Genomic DNA, 26,037 nt, shown 5'->3' on the forward strand with positions numbered 1-26,037 from the left:
GGGGGGACTCAGTACACGCGCGGCTTGGGTTCAAAGGCCCGCGTGAAGCCCTTTAGGGCCACCGGCTTGTAGCCAATAACCACGTTGCCGTCCTTGTTCAGGTCCTTGTAGGCCATGGTGTGCTTCAGCCAGCTGGCGTCGTCGCGCTCGGCGTAGTCCTCGCGGTCATGCGCGCCGCGCGACTCGGTGCGGTTCAGGGCACTGGCGGTCATGGCCTCCGCACAGTCAAGCATAAAGCCCAGTTCCATCGCCTCGATCAGCTCACTGTTGTAACGGCGGCTGGGGTCCGACACCGTCACGTTGTGGTAGCGGGCCTTGAGCTCCTGAATAATGCCGACCTGACGCTCCATGTCGGGGCCGTTGCGGAAGATGCCCACGTTGTTCATCATGGATTCCTGCAGCTCTTTGCGGATGGCGGCGGCGTTGTCCTTGCCACTGCCATTGCGCAGGCGGTCGAACATATCCATCGTCTCGCGCTCGGCCCCTTCGGGCATGTCGGGGAATTCGACCTGCCGGGCGTACTGCGCGGCGTAGATCCCCGCGCGGCGGCCGAACACCACGAGGTCGCCGAGGCTGTTCGTGCCCAGGCGGTTGGCGCCGTGCAGCGACACGCACGCCTGCTCGCCCGCCGCGTACAACCCTTCAATGCTGCCGCCCGAGCCGTCACTGAGGCACAGGCCGTTCAGGTCAGTGGGAATACCGCCCATGGCGTAGTGCGCGGTGGGCTGAATCGGCACGAGGTCCTTCACCGGGTCCATGCCCAGGTACGTGCGGGCCAGGTCGGTGATCTCGGCGAGCTTGCCCTCAATCACGTCACGCGGCAGGTGCGTCAGGTCAATGTTGACGGCGTCCTTGTCGCGGCCCACGCCGCGGCCCTCGCGGATTTCCTTGATGATCGAGCGGGACACGATGTCGCGGGGCGCGAGGTCCTTGATGGTGGGCGCGTAGCGTTCCATGAACCGCTCGCCGCTGTCGTTGCGCAGAATGCCGCCCTCACCGCGAATGCCTTCGGTGACCAGAATGCCCAGCTTGGCGAGGCCCGTGGGGTGGAACTGGTAGAACTCCATGTCTTCCAGCGGCAGCCCCTTGCGGTAGTAGATGCTCATCAGGTCGCCGGTCAGCGTCAGGGCGTTCGAGGTGATCTTGAAGATGCGCCCGTAGCCGCCCGCCGCCAGAATGACCGCCTTGGCGTGGAAGGTGTGAATCTCGCCCGTGGCGAGGTGGTAGGCCACCAGCCCCCGGCAGCGCCCGCCCTCAATGATCAGGTCGGTGACGTGAAACTCGTTGAAAAAGGTGGTGCCGGCCTTGACGTTCTGCTGGTACAGCGTCTGCAGAATCATGTGGCCGGTGCGGTCCTTGGCGTAGCAGCTGCGCTCCACCGCCGCCTTGCCGAAGTCGCGGGTGTGACCGCCAAACTTGCGCTGGGCAATCTTGCCTTCGGGCGTCCGCGAGAACGGCAGGCCCATGTGCTCCAGCTCGTATACGGCGTCAATGATGTCCTTGGCGAACACCTCGGCGGCGTCCTGGTCGGTCAGGTAGTCGCCGCCCTTGACGGTGTCGAACATGTGCCATTCCCAGTGGTCTTCCTGCACGTTGCCCAGCGCCGCGCCAATGCCGCCCTGCGCCGCGCCCGTATGCGAGCGCGTGGGGTACAGCTTGGAGATACAGGCCACGCTCACGTTGCCCTTGGCGGCGTACAGCGCGGCCATCAGCCCGGCGCCGCCTGCACCCACCACCAGCACGTCATAACGATGATGCATAGTTTTCAGTCGTCCTTTGCGGGAATTAAATGGAGAACAGGCCCACGGTGCCGAAGGCGAACACCAGCGCCACCACGGTGTAGAACACACCCTTGACCCAGGCGCGGTTGGGGCGCGAGCGCACGTAGTCCTCAATGGAGTAGCGCGCGCCGTTGGCCCCGTGCAGCAGCGACAGCGACAGAATCAGCCAGTCGTAGAACTTCCAGGCGGGGTTGGCGAGCTTGTTCACCACCGCGTCGAAGGTCGCGTCGGACTCGCTGACCTGAATAAAGGTCATGTAGATGTGGCCCAGAATCAGGAACATCAGGATCAGGCCGCTGATGCGCATGAAGATCCACCAGTTCAGCTCGGCGTTGGTGTGCGACTGCGCGCGGGCGTCGGTGAAGGTGCGGGCGCGGATCATCAGTAGCCCCCCATGATGCGCGGGTACAGCGTCCAGGCGGCGTACACAAAAGCCGCCACGCTCAGCAGCAGCACCCCGTACCACATCTGGCGCTGGTAGGCCACGCCGAAGCCCGTGAAGTCCATGATGATGATGCGCAGGCCGTTAAAGGCGTGGTACACCACACCGGCCGACACGAACACAAGCCCCACCCGGAACGGCCACAGGTCGTAACGCTCGTGAATGGTCATGTAAAAGCGCTCGCCGAAAATGAACGACCCAATGCTGAACACGTGCAGCAACAGGTAAGCCAGAATGGCCAGTCCTGACAGGCGGTGAAGCAGGAAGGCCCACTGCCCCTCTCTTCCTCGGTACATCCTTAAGTCCTCCTCAACGTCTTTGCCCGGACGCTTCGCCGGTGCAGCCTTACGCCCGCACACTCTAGGGCGAACCTTATGCCGAGTGGGTGACCATTCACACCACGCTTTCAGACGGGCACAAGTCTATCATCCTGCGCTGAATGGGGGCCGCGCCCCTGGCCCGTCAGGCAGAACGCCGCGCCGGGCGGGCCGCGCGCTACCCTGTGGCCCATGAGCACCAAAGACCCCGCCCTGGAAGCCGAGTTCACCCGCAAGATGGTGCTGGGCATTCTGGGGACCCTGGAACAGAAGGGCCTGTTAAGTAAAGAAGAGGTGGACGGCATCATCAGGGCCGCCCGGCAGGCCGCGCAACCCGCGCCCAAGCGGCCCCTGGGCGGCCCGGCCGGCCCCGGCACCACCTGGGTGCGGCCTGGGCAGACCCACGAGCCTGTGGACCGCAGCACGCCTGTGGCCATTCCGAATGTGCAGCGCCAGCCGGAGCCGGTGAAGACGGAGGCCGCGCCACCTGTGATTGATATTGACCTGGGATAGCTCGCCAAGTCAGCGCAGCGGCGGCCCCTGGGTATAGGGGCCGCCGCTGCCGAGAGCTCTTACTTCAGGTAAGACAGGTAAGAAGGACGGTTGCCGGACACCAGAAATTCGTATGTGACGACGTTGAGGCCCCCTGAGGTCGCCAGAACGACCGAGGCGATGTTGCCCATCGTAGTGGACGTGACGGCGCCCGTGGACGCATTGACCCGGTACACGGTACTGGAATCAGCGCCCCACAGCACGCCTGGGTTGTTAAGGTCAAAGCCCTTCAGGCGGCCAGCACCGGTATTGAATTTGGTCACCGTGTCGTCTGCATTGATGCGGGCCAGCTGGCTGTAGGTGCTGAACCAGACGGTCCCGTCATTGGCTATGGCGCCACTGGACGCGCCCTCCAGCTGGGTCAGCTTGCTGACTGCTGCCGTCACCGTATCAATCTTGAGCTTGTCGCCCCCATAGTCGCTGAGGTACAGCGCCCTCTTGCCGTCCGGACTGAGGATGAACTGCCCGCCCGAGTAACCGTAGTTGGCCGTAACATTGAGATCCTGTAGTGTCCCAGTGCTGGGGGTCCAGACAGACAGGGTGTCCGTGTAGCCGCCCATGCCAGTGGTCACCCGGCGAACCAGCCAGACTCGGCCCTGGCTGTCCGTCTGATCGCTCATGGACACAACATTGCTGGGGCCTGCCGGAAGGGTTGTTTTGGTACCAGCATCACTGATCAGCACTTCTTTTGTGGCCTCGCCGGCGATCACGCCGCCAGTGGTGGTGATCAGGTGCGGGGATGAACCGGGCACGCTGGCCGTGGCAGCTGCACCCCCCATGGTAAAGCGGGTCAGCGTGGACATGTAGATGCCTGCTGTGTTGTCGTATTGACCGCCAGTCACGGCCCAGACGCCTTCTGTGGCACGTATGCTCTGGCTGGCGCTGCCGCTCAGTTGCGTTCGTGCCGGACGAATGCTCAGTGTGGCCGTGGTGTTCTGAGCGTTGGCGGCGAGGTCGGGCGAGGTGAGACGCACTGTCGCCTCGCCTAGTCCGGCGTCGGCTGCAACCTGCACGGGAATCTGTACGGTCGTCGTGGCGTCTTGGGTCACGGTGACTGATTTGGGTGTTGCAGTCACACCGGCAGGCAGGTCCGCGAGGGTCACGGTGGTGGCCCCAGAGAAGCCCTCAACACCCTTGACATCAACTGAAACGGTTCCCCCGCTGCCTTGGTAAACCGCCACGCTCCCATAAGAGGACACTGACAGCGTGACGCCGGGCTTGGGCACAGTGATGTCCACCTTGGTGCTGGCCGTGCGGCCATTGCCGCCGTCGGCCGTCAGAGTGATTTTGTAGGTGCCGGGAACCACGTCGGCGGCTTTGAGGGAAATGGTGGCGAATGCGGCGCCGTTGAGCGTCTTGGTGACCGGCGTGACCGTGACGCCAGCCGGCAGGTCGGTGGCGCTGAAGGTCACGTCGCCCGTGAATCCACCCACGCTATAGGCGCTGACGTTGAGGTCCAGCGTGCTGTTGGGCCGCAGGACTGAGTTGGAGCCCTGGAACGACAGACTGATGCCGGCCCGCTGCACCGTCAGGGTACTGCTGCCGCCCCCGACTTCGGCGCCAGCGCTGTTCTTGGCGATGAGGCGGAAGGGACCACTGTAATTGCCGCCCGTGTAGCGGAAGGTCAGGTTGGTGTTCACGCGCTGGGGGGCCAAGCCCAGCTGACGCAGATACGCCTGGGCACCCGTGCTCTGGGCCGACAGGGCCGGCAGGGTCAGGGTGGCCGGCTCAACAGTCAGGCCGGGCACGTTGGTGCTCAGGCTGATCTGCCCGCTAAACGCGCCGTCCTGGTAGAAGGTCACGGGCACGGTTACGGGCGCGTCGCTGGCAAAGGTCAGGCCGGCCTGGGGCAGCACGGCGGTGACGCTGGGCTTGTACATCTCACCGCGCAGTTCGGTGCGCACCGCGTCGCCCGGCGTGCTCAGGGAGAACGAGCGATCTGAGGGCGTGTAAACAACGGCATTCCAACCTGCTTGCAGGGTCAGGTCAAGTGAAATGGTATCGGTGCCGCAAGCCACTGCGCCTTTAATTGTGGCTGCGGCGCCACTGTACAGGCGGGCAATGAAGCTCCCGGAAGGCGCGCCCGCCACCACAGCCTCGGTCACGCTGCCCAGAACATCGCCCTGGGCACCCAGAATGTCCAGGCCGTAAAACAGGGAGACGCGGGGATTTGTGCTGGCCGTGCCGGTAAACGTGCAGGCGTTGCCGGACGTGGGCACCAGCGCAAATGAAGCCACATCCGGCGCTTTGGTCAGGGTCAGGCTCAGGGTGCCGCTGGCGCTCAGGGTGCCTGGGTTCTGGCTGTCGAAGTCGTCGTTCGTGGCCAGCAAGGCGGTGCCTGCATAAGGAATGCCCGTCACGTTGCCCTGAATGCTGGTTGCGCTCACCGCATTGCCCGGCGCCTTGACCACTTGATACTCCAGCGTCACCGTCTTGCTCGCGTCCAGCGTCACCGTCTGGGCGGCCGGGGCTGTGTACCCATTCACGGCCCCGGGTTCTACCTTGAGCACCGTGTCTTTGCTCAGGTCACTGAACGTCTTGCCCGAGGCCAGGGGGCCATCAAACAGCACCGTGTTGGTGGTCGTGTTCGTGACCTTTACGGGCGCCGAGGTCACGCCGTTCAGGTTGACGGTGAGGGCCACCTTGGTCTCAGGGGTAGGGGGGAGGGGTTGGGGACAGGCGGTGAGGAGCACCGTGAGGCCCAGCATGGCGGCAGAAAGGGGGAGCTTCTTCATCAGCGCTCAGGATTCTAATGGCCCAAAGAAGATTTAACATGCAACTTTGACCTGAGACGCGAGGATGCCGGCCCCACCCACTGGGGGAGGTCAGGGCGTCAGTTTCGGATCAGTGAAGTTGGCTAAGGGCTGGGAAGAAGGCCGGGGCACTGAACAAGACCTGCCGCTCTTCTCCCTGGGGCTGAAGCTGCTCCCATAGGCCACCGTCACCCGAAGTCCATTCAGCTGACGGCGCTGTGGCGGTGGCTTCACGGTTTCGCCCGTGGCCGTGCAGGTGAACTCGTTTACCGTCAGGCCGTCATTGGCCGGTTGCTGTGAAATCACAATCTGGAACAGTGGGGCGGTGCTGTTCAGGATGACTGGACCAAAGGCACGCTCCTGTTCCTGCACTTTGCCGCTGAGCAAGGTGCGGTATTTCAGGGTGGTGCTAAGGTCCTGCCTGGTCGCTGCATCCAGCACGAGCAAGGTCCAGGCGACAGGAATGCAGCGGTCCAGGGCGCTCTGTTCGGTGACCACTGCGGTGCCAATGCCGCCGAAAGGAGCCGGGGCAAAGCGGTGTCGGCCGGCCAGCAGGGACAGCGCCAGCAGAGGAAGGATGGATTTCGTCAGGAGAGTCATCAATGGGCACGGCCAGGCAGGGCACCCGGCAGGCCGTTCAGGGTAAAGCGCGGGGGTCACAGCTGCTGCCTCCTGTGCCTAGGGGCGGCCTATCTACACCAATTCCTGCTCCCCTTCCCCCCACCCCGTACACTGCCGCCATGTTGAGCGCCCACACCACCCTTCTTCTTTGTTGGGGGCGTTGAGCGCAGCCCAGCGTTCGCGTACGTCGCCCCCGGCCCAGACACAGGTGCCGGGGGTGTTCTTGTTCAGGGGGGAAATATGGGAATGACGATTGCCGAGAAGATTCTGGCCGCCCACAGCGGACACGACCATGTGGTGCCCGGCCAGCTCATTGAGTGCCGCACCGACTGGGTACTGTGCCACGAGATCACCACGCCCGCCGCCCTGCGCATGCTGGAAGAACGCGGCATGGATCAGGTGTTCAACCCCGACCAGATCGTGGCGGTGCCGGACCACTCCGTGCCCGCGATGAACATCAAGGCCGCCAAGATGTACCAGAAACTGAAGAGCTGGGTGCAGGAAAAAGGCATCAAGCACTTCTTCGACGTGGGGCGCGGCGGCATTGCCCATGTGGTGCTGGAAAACACGGGGCTGATGAAACCCGGGCAGACCCTGGTCAGTGGCGACAGCCACACCTGCAACGCCGGGGCGCTGGGCGCGTTTGCCACCGGGGTGGGTTCCACCGACCTCGCCGGGGCCATCTACGCAGGCAAAGTGTGGTTCAAGGTGCCCGAAACCATGCTGATTCGTGTGACCGGCCAGACGCAGCCGGGGGTGACCCCCAAGGACATCGTCCTGGAGGTGATCAAGCGCATTGGGGCTGACGGCGCGAACTACATGGCGATGGAGTGGGTGGGCGACTACATTGACGCCCTGGACATGGAAGGCCGCTTCACCCTCACCAACATGGCGATTGAGGCGGGTGGCAAGACCGGCATCGTGGCGGTGGATGACACCACGCGGGCCTACATGGCGGCGCGCGGCGTCACGCCGGATCAGTACACCGAGTACCACTCTGACCCGGACGCCAGCTACAAGGTGGTGGTGGAGGTGGACGCCAGTGCCGTGGAGCCCACGGTGGCCTACCCGCACATTCCCAGCAACGGGCGCGTGGCCGGCAGCGACCGCATTGCGGTGACGCACGCCTACGTGGGCAGTTGCACCAACGGCCGCATCAGCGACCTGCGGGACGTGGCGCGCATTCTGCGGGGGCGGCGCATTGCCGACGGCGTGCAGATGATCGTGGTGCCCGCCACCCAGGCCATCTGGAAGCAGGCGGCGCAGGAAGGACTGCTGGAGGTCTTCGTGGACGCGGGCGCCAGTGTGAGCTACCCCAGCTGCGGCGCCTGCCTGGGGATGCACTCCGGGGTATTAGGCCCGGACGACGTATGTATTTCCAGTTCCAACCGCAACTTCGTGGGCCGCATGGGGGACCCCTCGGCGCAGATCTACCTCGCCAGCCCCGCCACGGTGGCTGCCAGCGCCATTGCGGGCTTTATCAGCGATCCGCGTGAGTATAATGCAGCCGATTAACCGTGGACTCGCCACTCCCCCTGGGGCCCGTGGGCCTGTACTTCATCGGCTGCGTGCTGCTGGCCTTTCGCCTGCTGGGCTTCGAAAAGGCCCTCCCGCTGTCCAGGCGGGCGGCCCAGGCCCTGCCCGGCGGCCTCGTCCTGATGCCCACACTGCTGCTTTTTATGGTCTGGTGGCGGCCCGGGGTGCCGTTCTGGTCTGTGGCGGGCAAGGCCGGGCTGGCCGCCAGCGCCGCTCTGGTGTTGGCCGGGTTGGTGGCCCTGGGCATTCACCCCGTGCTGCCCATCGCGCTGGCGCTGGTGGTATGGGCGCTGTCCGTGCGCCGGGGCTAGGCCCGCAGCGGCGCGCCGCGAACCGGGCGGCCCACGGTCTAAGCTAACCGCTATGGGAGAAGCCAAACGCCGCAAACAACTGGGCCTGATGCCCGCCGTGCATCCCTTTGAAGCGCACATGGACGCCGAGGGCACGCTGACCTTCACCCGGGCGCCTGAAGACGCGCGGCTGCGCGAGCAGCTGACCGCCGCCCTGAAACTGGCCCACCCGTACGGCGAAGCCTGGAACACCGCGTACCGCACTCGGCTGGTGCTGCATGGGGGCGTGGACCGCTTTCTGGACACTGCCGAGGACGTCGAGACCATTCCGGTGCCGGCCTACCGCCGCTTTGTGGGCGAACTGGCCCTGGGCGCTCAGCCCGAGGACCGCGACCTGCGCATCCAGGGCGGCCGGGTGCGCGTGCGCGAGGAGCAGCACTCCTTTGACGGGCAGAAGTGGCAGTCGTTTCCGGCCAACGCTGACCCGCGCCGGTCCGTGCAGTATCTGATGCAGCACCCGGCGGCCAGTCTGCAGGGTGAGGTGGTGGCCACGGTGCGCGCCGAGGTGTGGCGCGAGGGCCGCGTGGACCTGGAGCCCGAGCCGCCCACTGACCTGCTGGAGCCCCTGGAGACCCTGGCGCGCGAGTGGTGCGGCGACACCGACACCGAATGGCTGGAGCTGCACCGCGACGCGGTGGACGATGACGGCGCCCCGAGCCCCCAGGCCAAGCGCGTGACCTTCGACCTGCGCCGCCCCGCACCGCTGCATTCCCTCATGAACATGGCGTTTGCCACCCTGGGCAATGTGGAGGTGACCCCGCAGGACGGCGGCGCGGGCTACACGCTGGACGGCGAAACGTGGGTGTCCTACGAGGACGGCGAGGCGGTAGAAGACGGCCTGCCACCCGAACTGGCGCAGATATTCGACCTGGAGACGGTGGCGGTGACCGTGCACGCCGACGGCCGCATCGAATGGGATGACGGCGAAGTGCCGGAAGAAGATCACGAGCGTCTGCGCACCGAACTGCGCGAGGCCACGGGCGCGGGCGATCCCGCCGCCTGGGCGGCCTGGACCACCGAACTCCTCACCTCCACTTTTGCCGAAGAGCTGCGTCTCTCCGAGGGCCAGGCCCTCCCTGTGCCCGTGGCCGTGCGCCTGGACATTCCCACCGACGCCCTACGCGACCCCGATCCCCTGGCCCAGACCTTCATGGAGTCCGAGGTGAGTTTTGACGGCGCGGCGTGGCGCGACCTGTACGACGAAGAACTGCCCGAAGAACTACGCGCCTTCGCCCCCGGAGACGCCTGAGATGACCCTGGGCGGCCTGTTCACCCTGGGCGCCGCCCTGTGGGCCGCCTGGGTGGGCTACGGCCTGTGGCGCTGGCGGGCCGCCCGGGATCAGGCCCTGCTGAGCAGCGTGCTGGTGGGCGTTCCGGCCGCCCTGCTGATCCGGCACACCCTGGCGGAATCGGGCATGTGGTCCCACCTGCCGGTTCCCTACACGCTGCTTCTCTGGCCGCTGCTGTGGCTGCTGTGCCTGATCGCGGCCATGGTGCTGCGCCGCGAGCGCCCGGCCATGTGGCCGGTGCTGGGCCTGCCCGCCACGGGGCTGCCCACCGCCCTCCTGGCCTCTTTCGCCTCTGTTTAAGGAGCCCCCTATGCCCACGGTTCACGTCTTTGGCCGCAACCACATCAACACCGACGAGATCATTCCCGCCCGCCACCTCACCACCGACGTGGAGGCCGAACTGGCCAAGTACGCGATGGAGGACTACGACAAGGACTTTGTGAAGCGGTTGCAGCCGGGCGACATCATCGTGGCGGGGGCGGATTTCGGCTGCGGCTCCAGCCGCGAGCATGCGGTGTGGGCCCTGCGCGGCGCGGGGGTGGGGGCCGTGATCGCCCCCAACTTCGCGCGCATCTTTTACCGCAACGCCATCAATAACGGCTTCCTGGCCCTGGAATGCGAGGGGATTGTCGAGGCCTTTCAGGACGGCGACCCGGCCGAACTGGACCTGACGGGCGGCACCGTCACGAACACCCGCACCGGGCAGACGCTGCGCTTTGTGCCGGTCCCCCAGTTTGCCCTCGACGTGCAAAGGGCCGGCGGCTGGCTGGAATACATGAAAGAGGGCGTGGCCCGGCAGGTCTAGGTCTTCATCCCTTCCCACTTCCCACTCCCTACTCCCCACATCCCCCAAAAGGAGCTTTCCATGCCCAAGATCATCACCCTGCCCGGCGACGGCATTGGCCCCGAAGTGACCGCAGCGGCCGCCCAGGTGCTGCGCGAAGTGGCGCCCGACGTGACCCTTGAGGAACACGCCATCGGCGGCGGCGCCTTTGAGGCCCACGGCGACCCCTTTCCCCAGCGCACCCGCGACGCCCTGCAGGACGCCGACGCCGTACTGCTGGGCACCGTGGGCGGCGCGCATGACAGCCCCTGGAACCGCCTGCCCCGGCACCTGCGCCCGGAATCCGGCCTGCTGGCGCTGCGCAAGGCACTGGGGTGCTACGCCAACCTGCGCCCGGTGCGGGTGCAGCCGGGTCTGGAACACCTCTCGCCCCTCAAACCCGAACTGGCGCGGGGCGTGGACATCCTGATTGTGCGCGAGCTGCTGGGCGGCATCTACTTTGACGGCGACCGCCGGATCGAGGGGGAGACGGCCTACAACACCATGCGCTACACCACCCCGGAAGTGGAGCGGGTGGCCAAGGTGGCCTTCTGGGCCGCCGAGCAGCGCAAGGGCCGCGTGACCAGCGTGGACAAGGCGAACGTGCTGGAGGTCTCCGAGCTGTGGCGCCGCGACGTGCAGGCCCTGCGGGACCGCGAGCACCGCTCCATTCACCTGAACCACGAATACGTGGATTCGGTGGCCATGCTGATCGTGGCCAACCCCAGCCGGTATGACGTGATCGTCACGGAGAACCTGTTCGGAGACATTCTCTCGGACCTGGCCGCCGTGATTCCCGGCAGCCTGGGCCTGATGCCCAGTGCCTCGCTGGGCGACGGCGCCGGGCTGTTTGAGCCCATCCACGGCAGCGCGCCGGATATTGCGGGTCGGGGCGTCGCCAACCCAGCCGCCGCCATTCAGAGCGCCGCCATGCTGCTGCGCCACAGCCTCAAACGCCCAGACGCCGCCAATCAGGTGGACCGCGCCGTGGCCCTGGCCCTGCGCCAGCACCCCACCCGCGACCTGGGCGGGCAGGCCGACACGCAGACGTTCACCCGCGCGGTCCTGCGCGCGCTGGAGACCTCGCCAGCGGTGGGGTGAGGGAGGCGGGAAGCGGTGCGCGGGGGAGGGGAGTGGTGAGTGGAAAGTAAGAAGTGGGAACAGCGCAGGAGAAGACGGCGCGCGTTGTGGTGCTTTTGAAAGTAGAACTTTCTGGGCCGCACCAAGTCTTCTTGCCCCATTCCCGCCCAGGTCCAGACGAGGCCGTCGAATGTGGCCCCACCCGCTCGGGGGCGGCCCCTCGCTCATCTTGATTCGGTGACGTAGGCTCACTCGCTCTTGGGCGCGCAGCGCGCGGGCCATTGCGCGTCATCAGCGGATGGCGTCGAGGCCAGACACGTCACCGAATGGAGCAAGACTGCCAACAGCAGTAGAAACTCTTGCCCAGCGCAGCGTCGCTCCCCCTGCCCCTCTGGGGTAGGGGGCTGGGGGGTGGGGCAACGTCCGCAGCTTTACCAAACCCCCCCCACCACCGGACCACGTCGCCCAGCCCGGCCCCTTTTCCTGCGTCCCACGTAACGCCCCTCCTGTTCCCCAACCCACCCACTCCCCCATCCTGAGCCCATGACTGGCCCTGTCACCTTCCCCGCCCCCGGCCGCATTCCCTACCCCGGTGGCTGCGTGCTGGAACCGGCCCCCTACGCACTGGACTGGCTGCTGCGCTGGTCAGCCGACGTGACGGTGGGGGACCGCGTCTACCCCCAGACCCCCGTGGCCCCACTGCTGCAGGCCCTCCTGCGGGACCCGGCGGCCCACGGCATCACCCGGGCCGACGCCGAGGCCGCGCGGGACCGCTTTCTGGCGCTGGCCGGGCCCGCCCTGGAAGCCGAAGGTGGCCGCACCGAGTGGCTGGCGCGCGAATTGCGAGGCGCTTGAATTGGACGGCACCCCCTGGAACGAACGGGCATGGCGATGCCCACTGGCCTTGCTCCCTCTCGAGCAGTTGACCAAAGAACCCCCTCGCCCCTCGCTGCGCGAGGCCCTTTCTGCGGCGCAGCTCTTCGAGTCCCACGAGGGGAAAGGGTCGAGACCCCACATCCTCTTGATGTCAACTGCTCGAAGCGCTCCCCGGGGCCAGCATGAGTGACGCGTGGCTGGAGCGCCTGCCGCCGCTGATCCCGCAGCCCGGCGAGACCCGGCGCGCGCTGGTGGCCCGCACCCTGCGCGAAGCGGCGGCGCGCGGCCTGGTGCCCGAGGGCACGCGCCTGCCCGGCCACCGCCGGCTGGCCGAGGCCCTGGGGGTGTCGCGCAATACGCTGGTGGACGCCCTGGAGCAGTTGCAGGCCGAGGGCTACGTGCGTGCCCAGGGCCGCAGCGGCACAGTGATTGCCGCGCCGCCCCTGGGGGCCGCCGCGCCGCGCCCGGCCACCCTGCCCCTGAGCCGCTGGGCGCAGCGGGCCCTGAGCGGGCAGGTCGAGGAAGCCGGCGGCCCCTTCGCCGTGGATTTCCGCGTGGGCCAGCCGGTTCCCGAGCTGTACCCCGAACGCGCCTGGACCCAGGCCCTGGCCCGGCGCGCCGCCGACCTGCCCGCCCACGAGGACGCCGGCAGCCTGGGGCCGCTGGCCACCCGCCGCGCCCTGGCCGCCCACCTGAACGCCGAACGCGGCGCGCAGGTCACGCCGGACATGGTGATGCTCACCGGCGGCACCCAGAGCGCGCTGGACGCACTGGCCCGCGTGTTCCTGGAGCCAGGACGGGTCGCCGCCGTGGAAGATCCCACCTATCCGGGCGCGCGCGCGGCGCTGGCCGCCACCGGGGCAGAGGTGGTGCCGGTGCCGGTGGACCCCCACGGGCTGCAACCTGGGGGCCTGCCGGCGCGCGCCACCCTGGCCTACGTGACGCCCGGGTGCCAGTACCCCACGGCCGCGCCCCTGGGAGCCGCGCGGCGCCAGGCCCTGATTGCCTGGGCGCGCGGCGCCGGGGCCTTTATTCTCGAAGACGACTACGCTGCCGACCTGCACCACACCGGGCGCCCGCCCGCCGCGCTGCAGGGGCTGGCCCCCGAACAGGTGATCTTGCTGGGCAGCTTCAGCAAGAGTCTGGCGCCGGTCACCCGCAGCGGCTTTCTGGTGGCCCCGCCCGAGGTGCTGCGCGTGCTGGCCGCCACCCGCCCCCTCACCGACCGCTTTCCGGGGCGCCTGGACGCCCTGGCCCTGGCCGACGTGCTGGGCAGCGGCGCCTACAGCCGTCACCTGCGCCGCGCCCACGAGGTGATCGCCCGGCGCCACGGGGTGCTGCGCGCGGCCCTGGCTGCTGCGCTGCCCGGCTGGCACCCGGCACCCGCCACAGCGGGCCTGCACCTGTACCTGCCGCTGCCCCCCGGCTGGACCGAGGCCGAGGTGCTGGCCCGCGCGGCCCGCAACGGGGTGGGCCTCAGCCCGGTGGGGCCGCTGGCCCAGGGGCCTCATCCACCCGCGCTGCTGCTGGGCTTTGCGCATTTGCCGGAGGGCGCCCTGCGCGACGGCGCCGCGCGGCTCGCGGCGGCCCTGGGGGGTGGGCCGGGGCGCGGCTAAGGACCTCGCCCCTCCCATTCCAACGTTTCAGAAGAGCGCCGAAACGTTTCCATTCTCGGTGCGAGGTCCTTTTTTCGCCTCTCGCTCCGCTCGGTTGATCTAAAGATCAACAGCGATCTACTTAGCCTGTTGGGGGGAGCATCTTCACGCGGCCTTCAGACGGGGTACACTCAGGGGAATGCGGTTGCTGATTGCTGCTCTGGCCCTGGTCCTGACGCTGATGTACTTCACGTTCGGCCTGCGCTTTGGCTACGTGACGCTGACGCCCACCTACATGCTGAACGCCACGGGCGAAAGCCGCTACGGCTTTAACGCCTTCGATGAAAAGCAGACCCTGGGCGTGCGCGGCGCGTGCCATGTGGACCGGGGCACCGTGACGCTGCGCCTGCTGGACCCCCGGGGCGTGCAGGTGGCCGGACAGCTGTGTCCCAAGGGCGACTGGGGCCTGAATGTGCTCGCCAACGGCGCGCAGGGCAAGTACGAACTGGTCGTGGAATACAGCAAATTCAGCGGCAAGCTGGACATCAAAGAGGCCCGGCAGTAAAAGGCGGGCTTGATGCGGCGGGGCTGAAGAAGAGTTCAGCCGAAGTTGGTCGGGCGGGGGAGAGGGGCGGCGGCTGCATAGGACCAGAATGACGCTGCGCTGAACGTGTCCCTTTGAATCAAAACAGGGTCTCGTCACCGGGTCTTGTGGCAGAGAACTGGGCAGAACGCCCTGGACTCCTGCCTTCCTGCCAACCCCCTGCCGCAGCCCTCATCGCTGGACAGGCGCGGGGTCCCTCCGTCCTCCCGTACCCCCCGAATGCACTACCGTACCGGGCGTGTCTGTGCCTGCCCCGTCTGCTCTTCCTACTGCGCCCCAGGGCAGCACTCGCGAATTGCTGCGCCTGGCGGGGCCGCTGATGCTTTCGAACCTCGCCTACACGGCCGTGGGCTTTACCGACACGCTGCTGATGGGCCGCCTGGGCGTGGTCGAGGTGGGCGCCGTGGGGTTTGCCAGCCTGTGCCTGCTGACGCTGGTGCTGCTGCTGCGCGGCAGCCTGAACACCGCCGCCACCTTTGTGGCGCGGGCGCTGGGCGCGGGCGACCCGGCCGGGGTGCGCCGCTGGGCCAGCGTGTTTCTGTCGTGTGGCCTGCTGGGGGTGCCGCTGGCGCTGCTGGCGCCGTGGCTGCTGGACACCCTGTTCGCCCTGCTGCGCCCAGATGCGGAAATCGCCGCTGTGGCGCGCACCTACGCTCACATCCGCGCCTGGGAGATTCCGCTGGTGATGCTGGGCAGCGCCGCCCTGTCGGTGATGGTGGGGCTGGGCAACACCCGCACGCCCATGCTGCTGGCGTGGCTGGTGGTGGCCGTGAACGCCGCGCTGGCGGTGCTGTTTGTCTTTGGCTTTGGCTGGGGGGTGGCGGGGGCGGCCTGGGCCGCCGTGCTGGCGGTGGGCCTGCAAAACGCGCTGGCACTGGTGCTGCTGCGCCGCCTGCATGGCCCGGCCTACGGCCCCTTCCGGCTGGTGCGCCCCACGCGGGACGAGTGGCGCCGCCTGGGCCGGGTCAGCCTGCCAGCCGGGCTGACCGAACTGGCCGAGGTCAGCGCCTTTACGGTCTTTCAGGGCGTGATCTCGCGGCTGGGGCCCACCGAACTGGCGGCCTCGCAGATTGCCAACCAACTGGCCAGCCTGGGCTTTTTGCCCGCGTTCGCGCTGGCCTCGGCCACGGGGAGCTTGCTGTCGCGGGCGATGGGGGCGGGCCGCCCGGACATTGCCACCCGCATCGGCTGGCGCGGGGCCGGGGTGGCAGCCGCCCTGATGGGCGTGCTGGGCGCCCTGTTCCTGCTGATTCCCGGGCCCCTGATCGGCCTGTTTAACCGCAGCCCCGAGGTGCTGGCCCTGGGGACCACCGTGCTGGCGATCATGGCGGCCTATCAGGTGCTGGACGGCGTGGCGATTGTGCTGGGCGGGGCGCTGGGCGGCGCGGGCGACACCCGATTTCGCCTGCTGGTGACCCTGGCGGGCGCGTGGCTGGTGATGGTGCTGGGCGCGTGGTGGCTGGCCCCACGCTACGGCGTGGCGGGCGCGTGGGGCTCGGCACTGCTGTTTCTGGTCTTTGCCGCCGGGGCGTATGGCTGGCGCTTCGCCTCGGGCCGCTGGCGCCGGGTCACGCTCTGACCGGAAGACGCCGAGCGCGTCGAGACAGTTTGGCGTTCGGGGTCACCAGCAGGCCCCTACCGTGTCAAGGGGAACTCCACGTCGCCGTGTTCCTGCTGACAGCGGCGGCCAGTCTCTGAAGCTCACGGGGGACCTCTCCACGGCCCCCAAGTCGCTGACACTCCCGGCGCTCGCCCCAGAGCCATGAGGGGAATCCCCGGGGTGAGAAGGCCCGCTGTTTTCAGGGCTGAGGGCCGCAAACCTCATTCCCACCCGGGAAGGCAAGCCCGGGGTGGCGTCCGACCGGCAGAGGCGGCAGGGGCACTTCATCTGCGCCTGAAGTGGCTGTGGTCCAGTTCCAGAAAGGGAATGTGATGACGGCCACCTCTGACCTTTTGCCAGAACACATCCGGGCCAAGTCGCCGCTGGGGCCGGGCGTGATGACGGGCGCCCGCGACGATGGCCTGATCCGGCTTCCGAAAAAGCCCGTGACGTGTTACGGAGTTTTTTCGACCCGAGGCGAAGGTAAGAGAGACGGCTTTCCAGCAACAGACAGAATCCGGATGCGGGGCGTTGCCACGTCCTCGCCTGGGGGTGCCCAGGTTGGCGGCGGTCAGGCCATGCCCGCGCAACTGCGGCTCATGGGCAGGTCCTCCGCCCTGTTCGCGGTGGACGTGAAGGGCACGGGGTGGCTGGCCCTGGTGGGTTCGGCGGGGCGAGGCTTTGCACGGGGGCGCGGGCCTGGACTGCTGGCCCTGCCGGGCGAGGGGCTTTGACCCGATGACTGCGGCGTCCACCCTCCTGAACCTGGCGCTGCGCCACAGGAATCGGGCGGGTCAGCGCGGCCCACCTGATTGTGTTGATGCCGGGCTCACGCCACACACCCACAGCGCAGGAAGTGAAACATGATGACAAGAATTCCCCGGTTTGTGGTCAGGTGCTACGCGTTTTTTGGTCGGGTGGACCACGGTCCAGAGCAGCGCTGGCCCCCGGTGCTGGCCGTGCTGGGCATTCTGGCGCTGCAACTGACGCTGGCCGAGCGCTTCACCGTGGGCCCCAACGGGTTGGTGCCGGCCCTGGAACTGCTGCTGCTGGTGCCGTTCACCGTGGCCGCATTTACCCGGCACGACCAGGAAACGCTGCCGGTGCGCACCTTCAACATTCTGCTGATCGCCACCGTGAACTTCTTTAACCTGCTCTCGTTGCTGCTGCTGATCAGCGCGCTGCTTCATGGCAAGGCCGCCGACGGCATTGTGCTGCTGGAGAACGCGCTGAAGCTGTGGATCACCAACGTGATCGGGTTTGGCATGTGGTACTGGGAAATGGACCGGGGGGGGCCGGCCAAGCGGCGCCTGAACCTCCGCCGCCACGGGGATTTTCTCTTTCCGCAGCTGTCAAACCCCGAGTTCGCGCAGAAGAACTGGACGCCTGACTTCTGGGACTACCTGTATCTGTCGTTCACGAACGCCACGGCCTTCAGCCCCACCGATACCCTGCCCCTGACCGGCCGCGCCAAGCTGCTGATGCTGCTTCAGTCCTTTATCGCCCTGCTGACCATCACGCTGGTCGCGGCGCGCGCCGTGAACATCCTGAAGTAGGTGGGCCCGGCGGCGCCTGTCTTAACCCGGGCTGCGGAAGGTTGCCACCACCGGCGCGTGGTCAGAGGGGCGCTCGTGGTGGCGGGGGGCCGTGTCCACCACGCAGCGCTGGCACTCGGCGGCCAGGGCGGCCGACACCAGAATGTGGTCAATGCGCAGGCCCCAGTTGCGCGCCAGGGCCAGGCGGCCGTAGTTCCACCAGCTGAACACCCGCCCCGGCTGGTCGTGCAGCCGGAAGGCGTCGTGCAGGCCCACCGCCAGCAGGGCGCGGAAGGCCGCCCGTTCGGGCTCGCTCACCAGCACCTGTCCGGCCCAGCGCGCCGGGCTGTGCACGTCGCGGTCTTCGGGGGCCACGTTGAAATCGCCCATCACGGCCACGCGGTCATGCTTCGCCACCTCGGCCGCCAGCCAGTCGCGCACGGCGGCCAGCCAGTCCAGCTTGTAGGTGTATTTGGGCGAATCCAGGGCCTGCCCGTTGGGCACGTACAGGCACACCACCCGCACCCCGCCCGTGGTGGCGGCCAGCACCCGCCGCTGGTCGTCCGCTAGGCCCGGCACGTCCACCTGCACATCTTCCAGCGGCTGCCGCGAGAGCAGCGCCACGCCGTTGTAGGTTTTCTGGCCGGAAAAGGCGGCGTGGTAGCCCAGTGCCTCCAGCTCAGCCAGCGGAAAAAGTGGGTCTTCCAGCTTCGTTTCCTGCAGCGCCAGCACGTCGGGCGCCTGCGCCTCCAGCCACGCCAGCACCTGCGGCAAGCGGACCCGCAGCGAGTTGACATTCCAGGTGGCCAGCTTCAGGTGGCCGCTCATCCCAGCAGCCGGCGCAGTCCCCGGCGGGGGGCGGGAAAGCGGGCGGCCTGCACCTGGGCGGCGAACTCTTCCAGGGTGTCCTGCAGGGCGCGGGCCTCGCGCAGCAGGGCGGCGGCCACGCCCTGCACCTGACCGTCACGTTCCTGTTCCCAGTGGCTCAGCACGCGCTCGTTCAGGCGGGCGTGATCGGGGCTGGTCACGTCGCGTGGGGGGCTCAGGCGGTCGCGGGCCGCTTCCAGGTAGGCCACCCGGTCGGCGGCGCGGGCGGCCTCGTGCCAGCCGCCCTGGGCCTTCAGGGCCGCCACGCGGGCGGCCAGCCGTTCGCGTTCCAGCACGGTTCTGGCCCGCTCGCGGCCCTGAATCAGCGCGGCCCCGGCGGCCATACCCACCAGCGCCAGGGTGAACACCAGCAGCGACCAGTGCTGTGGGGTCTGGGGGCCCTCGGGCGCGGCGCTCAGGTCGGTCAGCTGGCCCTGCTGCGCGGCGTTGGCGGCGATTTCCTGGGTGGTGCGCAGAATGCCGTCCCAGTTCAGGTAGCCTTCTACGCCCAGGTACAGCGCCGTGACGAGCACGATCCCGCCGATGTACGCCCCGGGCCGCGCCATGCCGGGCGTGCTGGCGGCCAGCTTGGCGCGGTAGGCCAGTTCGTCCACCAGCCACAGCAGCAGCACGCTGAACATCACCCCGGCGGTCAGGGCGATCACGGTCAGGTACAGGCGCGACTCGGGGTTGAACAGCAGGTTGATGGACACGCCGCTGATCAGACCCACGAAGAACTTACTGAACACCGCAAAGCCGTTGAACACGCGCTTGGAGGCACTCTTCTGTTCCGGGGGCCGCACAGCGTGGCCCTCGGCGGCCAGCCCGGTCACCGCCTGCTGGGTGTAAAAGTCCTCGGCGGTGGCGGTGTCGGGCCGGACCCCGGCGCGGCTGAGGGCCTCGAAGCGTTCGGCGCGCGCCTGCTCAATGGCGGCGGTGGCCTGCTCGTAGGCGCGCTCCACGCCGCTGCTGGCGGCATTCATGAACGCGAGGTGCTCCTGTTGCCGCGCCCAGCTGGTGCGCACGCCCACCCCGGTTTCGGCCAGCACCCGGTTGAGGGTGGTGCGGGCCAACTCGAAGTTCACCCGGTACTGCTCCACGTTCAGGGCCAGCAGCCGCGCCCGCGAATTCAGCGCGGCGCGCGAGGCGTCATCGGGCACCAGTTGCAGTTCGCCGCGCAGGTCTGCCAGCAGGTCGCTGAAGTGCGAAGGCGTCAGCACCGGCATGAAGCCCTCGGCGGCCAGGGGCTCGGGGCGGGGCAGGGCAGGTTCGTAGGTGCGGGGGTCGAACTCGCCCGGGTCACTGGGGGCCGGCGGGGGTGGGGCCGCCGCTTCGGCCGGGGGCGGCGCCGGGGCCTCCTCGGCAAATTCCAGATTCACGTCGCCCAGGTCGGGCCCGCTGAGGGTCACGCGCGACAGGGGGCGCATCTCTGGGGGCAGGGGGTGGTCATCCGGGTGGCGGCTCATCGCCGGGCCCCCTTCACCACGTTGGCAAAGGTGGGGTACACGTTCGAGAGGTCGTAGGCGCCCGCCAGCAGCAGCCGCTTGTCCCGCGCCGCATTCCCCAGCGCCTTCACGAACGCGTCGCGGATAGAAGCCCCGCCCGCGCCCGGCTCGGGGCTGAGGCCCGCCACAAACAGGGCGCGGGTTTCGGTCCGCTTCAGCAGTCCGCTGACCGTGCTGCCCAAGGCGGCGCGCTTCGGATCGTCCAGCAGGGCGCCGTCGGTGAACAGCACCACCACGTCGCCCACCCCGGCCGTTTGGCTCCCGCGCTTGGCAGCCTGGGCCAGCCCGGCGGTGATGGCGCTGCCCTTGCCGGTGCAGGGCTTGGTGAGCGCCCCCGTGTACCGCAGGATGTCCGCGCGGGCCATGCGGGCACCGTTTCTAGAATTGAACTGGAAATCGGCCACCGTCTGCACCCCGTCGCAGATGCGCAGCAGGGTCAGGGTATCGCCCGAGCGCAGCTGGTTGAGCAGCACGCTCTGCGAGAGCAGCCGCGCCTGATCGGCGTACTTGTAGGCGGGGTTCTTGGAACTGCCCGTCATGTCCACCGCCACGGTCAGGTGCAGCGGCGGCGTGGAGAGGCCCAGCAGATTAGAAGCACTGGCGGGCGCGGGCAGAAGCAGGGGGAGCAGGGCAAGTGGCAACATGGTCAACCTCGAAAAAGGGCGCTCAGGGCGCGCCCGGGGGCGCGGGATTGCGGGGCTTGAGGCCAGCGAGCGGCACAGCGGCGCCGCCCACCCGGGTGATGCCGGGCGGCGGACTCAGTGACTGGCGGTCGTGGGGAAGGTCGCGCAGCAGGGCCACCTCGCGGCAGGCGGTCTGCTGGCGGTACAGGGCCACGGGCACGCTGCGCTCGCCCGCTGGATCGCCCAGCCACACGGCCATGGCGTACTGCGGGGTCACGGCGGCGCACCACGTATCGTTCACGTCGTCGGTGGTGCCGCTCTTGGCGCCCAGAGGCACGGCGCGGCCCGTCAGGCGCTGGGCCAGCGTGGCGCGCAGAAACGGCACATGCGAGGCGCGGTCGTTCACGGCGCCGGTCAGCAGGTCAAAGGTCTCGTAGGCCACCACCTCGTCCCACAGCGGGGCGCACTCGGCGCGGGGCAGCGGAAGGGGCCGCCCGGCGCGGTCATAGGCTTCGGCCAGCAGGTGCGGCGGGCACAGCTGTCCGCCCCCGGCGAAGCTGGCGTAGGCGGCGGCCACGGTCAGCGGCGCGGCCCGGAAGGTGCCCAGGGCCGGGCTGGAGCGGTTTTCGGGGTCCGGGCGGTAGCCCAGGCCCAGCAGCAGCCGGCGCAGGCCGTCCTCGCGCGGGGTGCCCACCTGCACGGCCACGGTGTTCAGGGAGCGGGCGTTGGCCTCGCGCACTGTGACCGCGCGCTCCAGAAAGGCGCCGCTGCTATTGCGCACCGCCTGCCCGGCGTAACGGGTGGGCCGGTCCGGGAAGGTGCTCAGCTGGGTCAGGCCGTCGCCAAAGGCCTGCGCGTACAGCAGCGGCTTGACCGTGCTGGCCACCGGCCGCTGCGCCGAAACCGCCCATTGCCGCCCCGGGTCGCTGCTTTGCAGGCCGCCCGTGCTACTGGCCAGCGCCACAATGCCGCCGCCGCGCACGTCCACAATCGCGGCGCCCTCGGCCACACTGCCCTCGCGTGCGTCGCCGGTCAGGCGCGAGACCAGCGCGGCCTGGGCGCGGGCGTCCAGGGTGAGCACCACGCGGCCCACCCGGCGCGGGTCCAGACCCCCTAAGCGCAGTTCGCGCCGCACCAGCGCCTGCAGGGCCCAGGCGGGCTCGGGGGTCTGGTCGTAGGCGGGGTTGCGCCGGGCCGACACCACGCGCAGGTCCGAGCCGCCCCCCGCGTAGGTCACCTGCCACAGCCGGGGCTGCAGCGGCGTGCCTATGGCGGCGCGGTAGGCGTCCTCGCCAATCAGGCCGCGCCCGCGCAGGATGTTCAGGGTCAGCAGCTGCTGGCGGCGCATCCAACGGAAGCGGGCCGCTGCCGTTTCGGGCGGGGTGTCCTCGGCCACCAGGTAGCGGCCCGGCGCGGGCAGCAGGCCCACCAGAAAGGCACTCTGGGCCAGCGTGAGGTCTGCCGGTTCCACCCCGAACACCGCCTGCGAGGCGTCATAGATGCCCTTGCGCTGCCCAATGCCAATCCAGGGCAGGCTGTTCACACTCATGGCCAGCACCTCGCGCCGCCCGTAGCGCCACGTCACCAGCGGGGCCAGCACGAACTCGGTGGCCTTGCGCCGCAGGGTCAGCCCGGGGCCGCGCCGCCCGGTGTCGTAATCAAAGTGCCCGGCCAGCACGCTGTTTTTCAGCAGCTGCATGGTGATGGTGCTGCCGCCCGCGCCGGTCAGCAGGGCGCGCGGCAGCCGCCCCAGGTCCACGCCCGCGTGCGAGAAGAAGCGCACGTCCTCCTTGGCCACGTACGCCAGCAGGAAGGCGGGGGAGACGCCGCTCAGGGGCACGCTGAGGGACTCTCGGCACGGCACGGCGTTGGTCAGGTTGCCTTCCTGGCAGTGGTCAATGACGCCCAGGGGCTCGCCCCGGCGGTCCTGCACCTCAATGGGCTGCAGCTCGGAGCGCAGGTTCCACACCCGCCCCAGGGCCCCGGTGCTGATGGCCCCGCCCAGGCCCAGGGCCACCGTGCCCAGGGTGAGCACGCCCACCCCCGCCAGCCCGGCGCGCAGCAGGCGGCCCAGGGTCCAGGGCTCGGGGCGCCGCACAAAGGGCGTGCGCGGCCAGGGATTGCGCCAGCGGCGCCAGAGCGTGCGCATCACTCAGCGCACCACGTCCAGCACGCCCGCCGCCGCCGAGCGAAACTGCCAGTCGCGCGCCACCTGATTCCACAGCCCCGACAGGCCCACCAGCAGCACCAGCAGGGCGCCCAGCCCCGCCAGGGCCGTGACCGCGCCTGCCCAGGTGGACCCAGGGCGGGTCCCTAGTCGCCGGGCGGCGCGTTCGGGGCGTGGCCGGGGCACGGGCGGCAGCGGGCCAGAGGGCAGACCCGACGAATAGGGCCGGGGTTTGCGCACGAAACTCATGGCGGCAGCATAGAGGGACGGCATGAGGCCTGCATCCCACCTTGGGAGGAGTGGACGGGCGTTCAAGTGCCCAGCTCTGCGCTCGTGCTGACGGCCCGCTGCGCTGCCCCCGCCTACCCTGGGGCCCAGGAGGTGCCCCCCGTGGAGACCCAGCGAGCAGGTGCGCCCAGCCAGCCGGGCCGAGTGGCGGCGCCGGCTGGAGGCCCACCACGCCAGCGCGAAGGAGATCTGGCTGGTCACGGGCCGGACGGCGCGCGCCGTGTCGTACCTGGAGGCCGTGGAAGAGGCGCTGTGCTTTGGCTGGATTGACGGCATCGCCAAGCGCCTGGACGAGGCGCAACTGGCCCAGCGCTTTACCCCACGCCGCAAAGGCAGCCACTGGACCGAACTGAACAAGGCCCGCGCCCGCCGCCTGATTGATCAGGGCCGCATGACCGAAGCGGGCCGGGCCGCACTACCCGACCTGACCGTGCGCCCGGTGGAGCTGGCCCCGGACCTTCAGGCCGCGCTGGAAGCTGACCCCGTGGTGTGGCGGCACTATCAGGCGTTTTCCGAGCACTACCGCCGCATCCGCATTGGCTATATCGAGGAGATGCGGGGTCGGCCCGCCGAGTTTCAGAAGCGCCTGGGCCATTTTGTGGCGAAAACCCGGCAGAACAAGCCGTTTGGGGTGATGGAGTGATAAGGATTCCGATTAGTCAGTGAGGAAGGAACGAGTGAATCCGACCGGAAGGGCTCGCAGAGCGGCGCAGCAGAGCAGGAACAACGGGGAGGCGTGGACGCACCGAAGCGCAGGGGCGGTCACGGGTGATCTGGAATCCGTAGGAGGTCAGGCGCCTCACCATGACCACAATCTGGTCTCCTCATGCCCAGCGCGCCGACGCCCCTGAACGCTGGGCCCTAAACTCTGGGCCATGACGGCCCTTGCTTCCCTGCCCACCCGCGACGATCTGCGCGCCCAGTTTCCGCCCCTGGCGCGTGGCCGCGCCTACCTGGACAACGCGGCGGGCGGTCTGCTGCCCGCGCGGTCCATTGCCGCGGTCACCGAGCACCTCACCCGCTATGGGGCCACCAACGCCATGCCGGGGCACCAGCCGGGGCGCGAGATTCTGGCCCTGAAAACCCGCGCCCGCGAGGCCACGGCCCTGTTCCTGAACGCCGCCCCCGAGGACGTGGCCCTGGCCCAGAGCGCCACGGCCCTGACCTTCCGGCTGGCGGTGGCCCTGGCCCGGCTGTGGGGCCCCGGCGACGAGGTGATTCTCAGCGGCCTGGAGCACGAATCGAACGCCAGTCCCTGGCGCGAACTGCAGCGGGTGGGGGTGACCGTCAAGGTCTGGCACGCCCGGCAGCCCGACATGACCCTGCACCTGGACGACCTCGCGGCCCTGCTCTCGCCGCGCACCCGGCTGGTGGCGGTCACGGCCGCCAGCAACGCCCTGGGCGTGACCCCGGACCTGAGTGCCATCACCGCCCTGGCCCGCGCCGCCGGGGCCTGGATGATGGTGGACGCGGTGCACGCCGCCCCCCACGCCTTCCCCGACGTGCAGACGCTGGGTGCCGACTTCCTGACCTTTAGCCCCTACAAGGTGTGGGCGCCGCATCTGGGCGCGCTGTGGATTCGCCCCGAGCTGAGGGCCGCCCTGCCCTGGTCGCGCCTGGACTTTGTGCCAGCCGGCGACATCACGGGCCTGGAACACGGCACGCCGCAGTTCGAGCTGCTGGCCGGCTGGCTGGGCACCCTGGACTACCTGCGCGAGCTGGGCGGCCACGCCGAGCTGACCCGCGCCGCCCTGGACAGTGCCTCGGCGCGGATTCAGGCCCTGGAGGCCCCGGTGATGGCCCGGCTGCTGCGCGGCCTGCTGGCCCATGACCGCGTGACGGTTTACGGCCCCCAGGGGCTGGCGGGCCGCGTGGGCACCGTGGCCTTCCGCTTAAGCGGTGAAACCCCCGAACAGACCGCGTGGCGCCTCAGCGAACGTGGCGTGGACGTGGCCGCCGGGCACTTCTACGCCGTGCAGCCGCTGAAAGATCTGGACCTGTACCCCGAAGGCGTGGTGCGCGCCAGCATCGCCCACTACACCAGCGAGGCCGAGATTGAGCGCCTGCTGGCTGCGCTGGATTGAGAAGGGCTCTAACGATGGTGCGAACAGTTTCGGAATTCTGTGCGGAGCTGCTCGACAAACACGCTGTTTCACCCCTTCCCCTTTGTCGGACTTGAAAACGATTCGCACCATTATGTAGGGCGATTGGTCTGGCGTACCGGGAATGAAGCCCGGCATGGTTCTGAAATGAACGACGTCCGTCTGACACGAGGGAGAGCCGCCTTCTTACGCCGGGATTAGTCACTGGCGAGCTTCTCTGTCGCTCTGTTTCTCAGCGAAGTGCCGGCTGAGGAGCAGGGCTCTCAAATGTCCCCTCTGCAGTCGAAGGGGACATTTTTCCTGGCCCCGACTCAGCTACCCCTTTAAAAATGAACGTGTTCATTTTTGATCATGTTCACTAAAGGAGAGGCTATGCAACGTTGGGCGGGACGGCTGTTGATTGTGGTGGCGCTGGGCCACATGGTGCTGGCCCTGGGGAGCGTGCTGCCGGGGCTGCGAACACTGGCGCCGGACGGTCTGCTGGGCATGATCGGTGGGCCGTGGGGCCCGCCGCAGCCGGAGCGCCACGCCGCGTTCTGGAGTTCGCTGGGCAGCTTTGCGGGCGTGCAGGCGCTCTGGGGCCTGTGGGTGCTGGCCGCCGCCCGCGAGGGAAGACGGCCAGTGCCCGGCACGGGCCTGGGTGACGGTCTTGCAGCTCATCCTGGCGCCCATCAGCGGCTTCTGGCTGAATCTGGTGCCGGCACTCCTGCTGATGGCCGCTGAGGCCCGGG

Annotated in this window: 25 protein-coding genes; 15 read left to right on the forward strand and 10 right to left on the reverse strand. The window is 68.6% G+C overall.

What is annotated here, in order from left to right; genetic code table 11:
* Positions 1 to 8: 8 nt before the first annotated feature.
* The 3 genes from sdhA to sdhC are packed head-to-tail and all read right to left on the reverse strand — an operon-like array spanning position 9 to position 2,582.
* Positions 9 to 1,760: a succinate dehydrogenase flavoprotein subunit gene (sdhA, locus tag K7W41_RS06155; RefSeq protein WP_224605774.1), complete on the reverse strand. Its 1,752-nt coding sequence runs from the start codon at positions 1,758 to 1,760 to the stop codon at positions 9 to 11.
* A gap of 25 nt (positions 1,761 to 1,785) precedes the next feature.
* Positions 1,786 to 2,163, reverse strand: coding sequence for a succinate dehydrogenase hydrophobic membrane anchor subunit (locus K7W41_RS06160; RefSeq protein ID WP_224605776.1), 378 nt, complete (start codon positions 2,161 to 2,163; stop codon positions 1,786 to 1,788).
* Positions 2,163 to 2,582 carry a succinate dehydrogenase, cytochrome b556 subunit gene (gene sdhC / locus K7W41_RS06165; RefSeq protein ID WP_224605779.1) on the reverse strand — a complete coding sequence of 140 codons (420 nt, stop codon included), beginning with the start codon at positions 2,580 to 2,582 and terminating at the stop codon, positions 2,163 to 2,165. Before sdhC ends, K7W41_RS06160 begins: the two co-directional genes overlap by 1 nt.
* A gap of 150 nt (positions 2,583 to 2,732) precedes the next feature.
* On the opposite strand from sdhC, the gene K7W41_RS06170 reads away from it, so the two are divergent.
* Positions 2,733 to 3,053: a hypothetical protein gene (locus K7W41_RS06170; RefSeq protein WP_224605781.1), complete on the forward strand. Its 321-nt coding sequence runs from the start codon at positions 2,733 to 2,735 to the stop codon at positions 3,051 to 3,053.
* Between the two features lie 59 nt (positions 3,054 to 3,112).
* Here K7W41_RS06170 and K7W41_RS06175 read toward each other — a convergent pair whose 3' ends face one another.
* Positions 3,113 to 5,827, reverse strand: a complete 2,715-nt coding sequence (locus tag K7W41_RS06175) for a COG1470 family protein (protein ID WP_224605783.1) — start codon at positions 5,825 to 5,827, stop codon at positions 3,113 to 3,115.
* A gap of 90 nt (positions 5,828 to 5,917) precedes the next feature.
* Positions 5,918 to 6,505 (reverse strand): hypothetical protein, encoded by a 588-nt coding sequence (locus K7W41_RS06180; RefSeq protein ID WP_224605784.1) that lies wholly within the window; start codon positions 6,503 to 6,505, stop codon positions 5,918 to 5,920.
* 201 nt (positions 6,506 to 6,706) lie between these two features.
* On the opposite strand from K7W41_RS06180, the gene K7W41_RS06185 reads away from it, so the two are divergent.
* The 11 genes from K7W41_RS06185 to K7W41_RS06235 all read left to right on the forward strand — a co-directional run bounded on the left by K7W41_RS06185 (position 6,707) and on the right by K7W41_RS06235 (position 17,775).
* A complete protein-coding gene (locus tag K7W41_RS06185) occupies positions 6,707 to 7,981 on the forward strand; it encodes a homoaconitate hydratase family protein (protein ID WP_224605787.1) in 1,275 nt (424 codons plus the stop codon).
* A 2-nt stretch (positions 7,982 to 7,983) separates the two neighbouring features.
* Entirely contained in the window at positions 7,984 to 8,313 is a 330-nt protein-coding gene (locus K7W41_RS06190; RefSeq protein WP_224605790.1) for a hypothetical protein, read from the forward strand.
* Between the two features lie 52 nt (positions 8,314 to 8,365).
* A complete protein-coding gene (locus tag K7W41_RS06195; protein WP_224605792.1) occupies positions 8,366 to 9,601 on the forward strand; it encodes a hypothetical protein in 1,236 nt (411 codons plus the stop codon).
* Position 9,602: 1 nt separating this feature from the next.
* Entirely contained in the window at positions 9,603 to 9,941 is a 339-nt protein-coding gene (locus K7W41_RS06200; protein ID WP_224605795.1) for a hypothetical protein, read from the forward strand.
* Positions 9,942 to 9,951: 10 nt separating this feature from the next.
* Positions 9,952 to 10,446 carry a 3-isopropylmalate dehydratase small subunit gene (locus tag K7W41_RS06205; RefSeq protein ID WP_224605797.1) on the forward strand — a complete coding sequence of 165 codons (495 nt, stop codon included), beginning with the start codon at positions 9,952 to 9,954 and terminating at the stop codon, positions 10,444 to 10,446.
* A 60-nt stretch (positions 10,447 to 10,506) separates the two neighbouring features.
* Entirely contained in the window at positions 10,507 to 11,565 is a 1,059-nt protein-coding gene (leuB, locus tag K7W41_RS06210) for a 3-isopropylmalate dehydrogenase (RefSeq protein ID WP_224605800.1), read from the forward strand.
* Positions 11,566 to 12,087: 522 nt separating this feature from the next.
* Positions 12,088 to 12,399, forward strand: coding sequence for a hypothetical protein (locus K7W41_RS06215; RefSeq protein WP_224605804.1), 312 nt, complete (start codon positions 12,088 to 12,090; stop codon positions 12,397 to 12,399).
* A gap of 203 nt (positions 12,400 to 12,602) precedes the next feature.
* Positions 12,603 to 14,036, forward strand: coding sequence for a MocR-like pyridoxine biosynthesis transcription factor PdxR (gene pdxR, locus K7W41_RS06220; protein ID WP_224605807.1), 1,434 nt, complete (start codon positions 12,603 to 12,605; stop codon positions 14,034 to 14,036).
* 178 nt (positions 14,037 to 14,214) lie between these two features.
* Positions 14,215 to 14,580 (forward strand): hypothetical protein, encoded by a 366-nt coding sequence (locus K7W41_RS06225; protein WP_224605811.1) that lies wholly within the window; start codon positions 14,215 to 14,217, stop codon positions 14,578 to 14,580.
* A gap of 277 nt (positions 14,581 to 14,857) precedes the next feature.
* Positions 14,858 to 16,198 (forward strand): MATE family efflux transporter, encoded by a 1,341-nt coding sequence (locus K7W41_RS06230; RefSeq protein WP_224605814.1) that lies wholly within the window; start codon positions 14,858 to 14,860, stop codon positions 16,196 to 16,198.
* Between the two features lie 884 nt (positions 16,199 to 17,082).
* Positions 17,083 to 17,775 (forward strand): DUF1345 domain-containing protein, encoded by a 693-nt coding sequence (locus K7W41_RS06235; protein ID WP_224605816.1) that lies wholly within the window; start codon positions 17,083 to 17,085, stop codon positions 17,773 to 17,775.
* A 21-nt stretch (positions 17,776 to 17,796) separates the two neighbouring features.
* Here the strand turns inward: K7W41_RS06235 and xth are convergent, their stop codons facing one another.
* The 5 genes from xth to K7W41_RS06260 are packed head-to-tail and all read right to left on the reverse strand — an operon-like array spanning position 17,797 to position 23,165.
* Positions 17,797 to 18,582, reverse strand: a complete 786-nt coding sequence (gene xth, locus K7W41_RS06240) for an exodeoxyribonuclease III (RefSeq protein ID WP_224605818.1) — start codon at positions 18,580 to 18,582, stop codon at positions 17,797 to 17,799.
* Positions 18,579 to 20,087, reverse strand: coding sequence for a hypothetical protein (locus K7W41_RS06245; RefSeq protein WP_224605820.1), 1,509 nt, complete (start codon positions 20,085 to 20,087; stop codon positions 18,579 to 18,581). Before K7W41_RS06245 ends, xth begins: the two co-directional genes overlap by 4 nt.
* A complete protein-coding gene (locus K7W41_RS06250; protein ID WP_224605822.1) occupies positions 20,084 to 20,770 on the reverse strand; it encodes a VWA domain-containing protein in 687 nt (228 codons plus the stop codon). Before K7W41_RS06250 ends, K7W41_RS06245 begins: the two co-directional genes overlap by 4 nt.
* Positions 20,771 to 20,792: 22 nt before the next feature.
* The gene (locus K7W41_RS06255; RefSeq protein ID WP_224605824.1) at positions 20,793 to 22,898 is read right to left on the reverse strand and encodes a transglycosylase domain-containing protein; all 2,106 of its coding nucleotides are present in this window, start codon (positions 22,896 to 22,898) and stop codon (positions 20,793 to 20,795) included.
* A 3-nt stretch (positions 22,899 to 22,901) separates the two neighbouring features.
* Positions 22,902 to 23,165: a hypothetical protein gene (locus K7W41_RS06260; RefSeq protein WP_224605826.1), complete on the reverse strand. Its 264-nt coding sequence runs from the start codon at positions 23,163 to 23,165 to the stop codon at positions 22,902 to 22,904.
* A gap of 160 nt (positions 23,166 to 23,325) precedes the next feature.
* Between K7W41_RS06260 and K7W41_RS23675 the strand changes: the two genes are divergently transcribed.
* The 3 genes from K7W41_RS23675 (at position 23,326) to K7W41_RS06275 (ending at position 26,029) form a co-directional block, all read left to right on the forward strand.
* Positions 23,326 to 23,847, forward strand: coding sequence for a YdeI/OmpD-associated family protein (locus tag K7W41_RS23675; RefSeq protein ID WP_224605828.1), 522 nt, complete (start codon positions 23,326 to 23,328; stop codon positions 23,845 to 23,847).
* Positions 23,848 to 24,079: 232 nt separating this feature from the next.
* A complete protein-coding gene (locus tag K7W41_RS06270; RefSeq protein WP_224605829.1) occupies positions 24,080 to 25,288 on the forward strand; it encodes a cysteine desulfurase-like protein in 1,209 nt (402 codons plus the stop codon).
* 390 nt (positions 25,289 to 25,678) lie between these two features.
* Entirely contained in the window at positions 25,679 to 26,029 is a 351-nt protein-coding gene (locus K7W41_RS06275; RefSeq protein WP_224605831.1) for a DUF6463 family protein, read from the forward strand.
* The last annotated feature ends 8 nt before the right edge of the window (positions 26,030 to 26,037 follow it).

Origin of the sequence: Deinococcus multiflagellatus (assembly GCF_020166415.1) — a bacterium.
In the GTDB taxonomy this organism is placed as follows: domain Bacteria; phylum Deinococcota; class Deinococci; order Deinococcales; family Deinococcaceae; genus Deinococcus; species Deinococcus multiflagellatus.